The sequence below is a fragment of the Amycolatopsis rhizosphaerae genome, assembly GCF_007713715.1.
GTDB lineage: Bacteria > Actinomycetota > Actinomycetes > Mycobacteriales > Pseudonocardiaceae > Amycolatopsis_E > Amycolatopsis_E rhizosphaerae.
Window position 1 is genome coordinate 1 of sequence record NZ_VJWX01000620.1, and the last position, 3753, is coordinate 3753.

Genomic DNA, 3753 nt, shown 5'->3' on the forward strand with positions numbered 1-3753 from the left:
GTCGGATGTGTATAAGAGACCGCCGTCACCGACCACCTCGACGGGCGGATCATCGACGACTGCGGTCACATCATCCCGCTCGACCGGCCCGAAGCCCTGCTGTCGCTCCTGCTCCCCTTCCTCGGGTCCCGGCGCCCGTGAACGAGCCGCACGGGGCGCCCCCGTGCGGCTCAGCCGAAGGGGTTGTCCTTGTCGCGCAGGGCGTTCAGGGCCGGGACGTACATCCGGGACTTGATGGTGCCCAGGGTCGGGCCCGCCTTGGCGGCCAGTGAGCGGGCGATCTCCAGCGCCGTCTCCCGCACCGCTTCCTCACCGGCCGCGCGGTCGACGATCCCCGCCGCGAGCGCGTCCTGGCCACCGTAGCGCCGCGCCGTGGTCATGGACTCGTGCGCGGTCTGCGGGCTCAGGCGGGCCTGGATGAGCGCGGACATCCCGGGGGTGAACGGGATGTTGATATCGGCCTCGGGCAGGCACCAGAAGCCGCGGTCGGCGCGCATCACCCGGAAGTCGTGGGCCAGCGACAGCATGGCCCCGGCGGCGAAGGTGTGTCCCTGCAGGGCCGCCACGGTGATCATCGGCAGCGACAGGACCCGCGCGAACAGTTCGTGCACGCTCACCACGTACTCCGAGGCGCGGTCACCGTGGGTGGACAGCCAGTCGAGGTCGAGACCGTTGGAGAAGAACTTGCCGGTCGCCGCGGTGACCAGGGCCCTGGGCCCCTCCGCCCGCTCCACCTCGTCGAGCAGGCCGTCGACCTCCGCGAGCCAGTCGGGGTGGAAGCGGTTCTCGGTGTCCCCGAGGTCGAGGACGAAGACCTCGTCGTGGCGCTCCAGCGTGGGCATGGGCACTCCTTCGTGAGCCGGATCGGCGTGAGCACCGATCCTACCGACGAGTAACACCAGTCGTTCCGGTCACCCCGGCGCCGGCATCGGACGCCGGCCGGGGTTTCCTCCAGATTACCCACGGGGGTACTCCGCGCCGACCGGCTCCCCACCGCTGTTACCGTGGCGCCGCACACCCGAAACCGCCGCGCCAACCGTCGTCCGTCCACTGTGGATAGCCTTACCATTGTGAGGATGATCACCGACCCCGCAAGGAAAGCGTCCGGCGGGCCGATGAGTGCTGGTAGACCCCGATTCCCGTTCGTCACCTGTGGATCGTCCAGGTCGGAGGGTTGTGTGAGGCCGGCCCACCCGGCGCGTTCCAGGCCGCCAAGATTGGTATGGTTCCAGAAAACAGGCATGGAGGATTGCAACCGATGGCACTGATCAACACGGAAGTGAAGCCGTTCACCGCCACTGCGTTCCACAACGGTTCGTTCGTCGAGGTGAGCGACCAGGACCTGCGCGGCAAGTGGTCGATCGTCTTCTTCTACCCCGCCGACTTCACCTTCGTGTGCCCGACCGAACTGGGCGACCTGGCGGACCACTACGCGGACTTCACCCGCCTCGGCGTGGAGATCTACTCGGTGTCCACCGACACCCACTTCACGCACAAGGCGTGGCACGAGACCTCCGACACCATCGCCAAGATCCAGTTCCCGATGATCGGCGACCCCTCGGGCGAGATCACCCGCAACTTCGACGCGATGCGTGAGGGCCAGGGCCTGGCCGACCGCGCGACCTTCGTGATCGACCCCGACGGCGTGATCCAGCTCATGGAGATCACCTCCGAGGGAGTCGGGCGCAACGCCGCCGAGCTGCTGCGCAAGGTCAAGGCCGCGCAGTACGTCCGCGAGCACCCGAACGAGGTCTGCCCGGCGAAGTGGGAAGAGGGCGACGAGACCCTCGCCCCGTCGCTGGACCTCGTGGGCAAGATCTGACCCACCCCGCCGATCGTCCCGGCCCGGCGCGGACCACGCCCCATCGGGCGTCCGCGCCGGGCCCCCGCTCCTTGACGCCCCTGGAGGTCTCCGTGCTCGACAAGGCACTGTCCCAGCAGCTCGCCCAGCACCTCAAGCTTCTCCGGCAGCCGGTCGAGCTCGTCGCCTCGCTCGACGACGGCGCCAAGTCGCAGCAGTTGCTGGAGCTGCTCAACGAGGTCGCGGCGCTCTCCGACAAGGTCACCGTGGTGCGGGCCGACGACGACGAGCGACGGCCGTCCTTCGCCATCGTGCGCGCCGGAACGGACGTTTCAGTGCGCTTCGCGGCGATCCCGCTCGGCCATGAGCTCACCTCCTTCGTGCTCGCCCTGCTGCAGGTCGGAGGCCACCCCTCGACCACGGCCCCCGAACTCGTCGAGCAGATCCAGCGGCTGGACGGCGAGTACCACTTCGTCACCTACCTGTCGCTGTCCTGCCAGAACTGCCCCGAGGTGGTGCAGGCGCTCAACCTGATGAGCGTGCTGAACCCGAAGATCACCCACGTCGCGGTCGACGGCGCGCTGTTCCGCGAGGAGGTCGAGGCCCGCGGCGTGCTCGCGGTGCCCACCGTGTTCCTCAACGGCGAGGTGTTCGACCAGGGCCGCATGACCCTCGAGCAGATCGTGTCCAAACTGGACACCAGCGCTGGGGAACGGGCGGCCTCGGCCCTCAACGACAAGGAACCCTTCGACGTGCTCGTCGTGGGTGCCGGCCCCGCAGGCGTCTCGTCGGCGGTCTACGCGGCGCGCAAGGGGATCGCCACCGGGCTCGTCGCCGAACGCATCGGCGGCCAGGTACTCGACACCATGGCGATCGAAAACCTCATTTCAGTCCCCTACACCGAAGGCCCGAAGCTCGCGTCGGCGCTGGAGCAGCACGCGCAGGCCTACGACGTCGACATCATGGAACTCCAGCGCGCCGCCCGGCTCGTGCCCGCGGCCGAGCCCGGCGACCTGCACCGGGTCGAACTGGAAAGCGGTGCCGTGCTGAGCGGCCGCACGGTGATCCTGGCCACCGGGGCGCGCTGGCGGCACATGGGGGTCCCGGGCGAGCAGGAGTACCGGAACAAGGGCGTCACCTACTGCCCGCACTGCGACGGCCCCCTGTTCAAGGGCAAGCGCGTCGCGGTGATCGGCGGCGGCAACTCCGGGGTGGAGGCCGCGATCGACCTCGCCGGCATCGTCGAGCACGTGACGCTGCTGGAGTTCGACGGCACGCTGCGCGCCGACGAGGTGCTGCAGCGCAAGCTGCACAGTCTGTCCAATGTGGACGTGCTAGTGAACGCGCGGACGACCGAGGTGACCGGCGACGGCGCGAAGGTGACGGGCCTGGTCTACGAGGACCGCACCTCCGGTGAGCACCACACGCTCGCGCTCGAAGGGGTGTTCGTGCAGATCGGCCTGCTGCCGAACACCGAGTGGCTCGAAGGGACCATCGAGCTCACCAACCGCGGGGAGATCGTGATCGACGAGCGCGGCGCGACCTCCGTGCCCGGCGTGTTCGCGGCCGGAGACTGCACCACCAGCCCCTACAAGCAGATCGTCACCGCGATGGGCTCCGGTTCGACGGCCGCACTGAGCGCCTTCGACCACCTGATCCGCACCACCGCCCCGGCACTGGCGAGCACCGACGCCTGACCCACCCACCGGGCTTTCCCGGTCGTGTCCCACCTTCCGGTGCTTGTGTCCCACGCTCCGGTGCTTGTGTCCCACGCTCCGGCGCTTGTGTCCCACGCTCCGGCGCTTGTGTCCCACGCTCCGGCAGGTGAGCGGCCGGAAGGTGGCCTCGGCGAGCACGCACCCGGATAGAGGTGCGGTTTGCCGTGAGGGGACCCCTCACGGTCGTAAGGGCCAGGGCCCCGGCAAAGTCCGGTCCGCTTGCGGTGTAGGGCG

Annotated in this window: 3 protein-coding genes; 2 read left to right on the forward strand and 1 reads right to left on the reverse strand. The window is 69.1% G+C overall.

Features of this window, described 5'->3' with window-relative positions:
* Positions 1 to 170: 170 nt before the first annotated feature.
* Complete coding sequence (locus FNH05_RS34330; protein WP_144593016.1) at positions 171 to 842, reverse strand: enoyl-CoA hydratase-related protein; 672 nt, start codon at positions 840 to 842, stop codon at positions 171 to 173.
* Positions 843 to 1258: 416 nt separating this feature from the next.
* Between FNH05_RS34330 and ahpC the strand changes: the two genes are divergently transcribed.
* The gene (gene ahpC, locus FNH05_RS34335; RefSeq protein WP_144593017.1) at positions 1259 to 1822 is read left to right on the forward strand and encodes an alkyl hydroperoxide reductase subunit C; all 564 of its coding nucleotides are present in this window, start codon (positions 1259 to 1261) and stop codon (positions 1820 to 1822) included.
* A gap of 92 nt (positions 1823 to 1914) precedes the next feature.
* Positions 1915 to 3498 carry an alkyl hydroperoxide reductase subunit F gene (gene ahpF, locus FNH05_RS34340; protein WP_144593018.1) on the forward strand — a complete coding sequence of 528 codons (1584 nt, stop codon included), beginning with the start codon at positions 1915 to 1917 and terminating at the stop codon, positions 3496 to 3498.
* Positions 3499 to 3753 lie beyond the last annotated feature (255 nt).

Excerpts from the sequence above, each read along its gene's own strand:
- FNH05_RS34330 (WP_144593016.1), bottom strand. The coding sequence starts at position 842 with ATGCCCACGCTGGAGCGCCACGACGAGGTCTTCGTCCTCGACCTCGGG.
- ahpC (WP_144593017.1), top strand. The coding sequence starts at position 1,259 with ATGGCACTGATCAACACGGAAGTGAAGCCGTTCACCGCCACTGCGTTC.